Origin of the sequence: Pararhodobacter zhoushanensis (genome assembly GCF_003990445.1) — a bacterium.
Taxonomy (GTDB): Bacteria; Pseudomonadota; Alphaproteobacteria; order Rhodobacterales; family Rhodobacteraceae; genus Pararhodobacter; species Pararhodobacter zhoushanensis.
This window is the reverse complement of the sequence record NZ_REEZ01000030.1, coordinates 1-1,097: the sequence shown is the minus strand read 5'-3', so window position 1 is coordinate 1,097 and position 1,097 is coordinate 1. Positions and strand designations below refer to the sequence as shown.

At 68.4% G+C, this 1,097-nt stretch carries 3 protein-coding genes; all 3 read right to left on the bottom strand.

Annotated features, from left to right (window positions below):
* Positions 1-269, bottom strand: a 269-nt coding sequence (locus EAE28_RS23520; RefSeq protein WP_220444002.1) for a hypothetical protein, incomplete at its 3' end; no start/stop codon positions are given.
* Positions 270-407: 138 nt separating this feature from the next.
* Positions 408-806, bottom strand: coding sequence for a curli-like amyloid fiber formation chaperone CsgH (gene csgH, locus EAE28_RS23515; protein WP_127110897.1), 399 nt, complete (start codon positions 804-806; stop codon positions 408-410).
* A 60-nt stretch (positions 807-866) separates the two neighbouring features.
* On the bottom strand, positions 867-1,097 hold a 231-nt coding region (locus EAE28_RS23510; protein ID WP_220444001.1), incomplete at its 5' end, for a hypothetical protein.

The window sequence follows — 1,097 nt, the reverse complement described above, 5'->3', positions numbered from 1 at the left end:
TCCTGATGGATGATCGCCTGATCGGTGGACCCTTGCGCGATGCCAGCGGCGTTGTTGACGCCGTGCTGGGTGACATGGCCATTGGCGCGGACGTCGCGGTGCAGGGCATAGGCGGCGAGACCGAGGCGCAAGAGGTTGGCTTCCTGCTGGTTCGACGGGGCGACGTTGATCGAGAGCGAGCCCGAGGCCTCGGCCGGGGCGGCGATGGGCAGGGTGGCCGCGGTGGCGAGGGCGGCGGCGAGGGCGATTTTGGGGAGGAAAGCGGTCATGGCGGGATTCCTTGGCAGAGGAGGGGTGAAAATTGAGGGCGGTACAAAGCGGTCGATGAAAAGTCAGGGGTCTTCAAAGTCCGGTGGCCGGGCGCGGGCCAAAACGGTCCGGGGGGGCGCCCGGCCACCGGTGCCGCGTCAGAGGCTGGGATCAGCGCAGGTGAGCTGGCGCCCGTTGACGCGGATTTCGAGATCGACGCTGTGGCTGGCGGGGGAGCCGGTCAGCTCGGTCTCGCCCAGCGGGGTGCGGATATGGGCCGGGGCGGTGAAATCACCCGACTGGCGGATGGTGGCGCGGCCGCCGGAGGAGCGGCTGGTGATCGCCATCTCGTAGGTGCCGCTGATCGTGGTCGGCGAGAGCACGGTGCCGCCGATCTGGGTGCCGCCGGGCAAGGCGCTGAGCGCGATCTCGCAGCGCAGCGGGCCGTTGGCGGTGTCAGCGGTGGCCGAAGCCGAGGAACAGGCGGCAGCGAAGCCAGCGAGGCTCAGGCCCAGGAAAATGGCGGGGCCACGGTGGTTGGTGCTGAAAGGGCGCATGGGAAACTCCTGTGGCGAAAAGGCGGGATGCGGGGGGCGCGGTGCCCCCCGCGAGAGAGGTCAGTACTGAACGATGGCGGCGACGTTGTTCGAGCCGTGCTGCTGCACCGAGGTCGAATTGCCGTTGCCGATCTGCACGACGGCGGCGACGTTGCGGTTGCCATACTGGCCAACGGTGGCGTCGTTGTTGTTGCCCATCTGGGACACGCCAACCACGTTGCGGCGGCCATACTGGTCGGTGTCGACCGAGTTGTAATAGCCGGTCTGGCCAACAGCGGCCTCGTTGCGGCG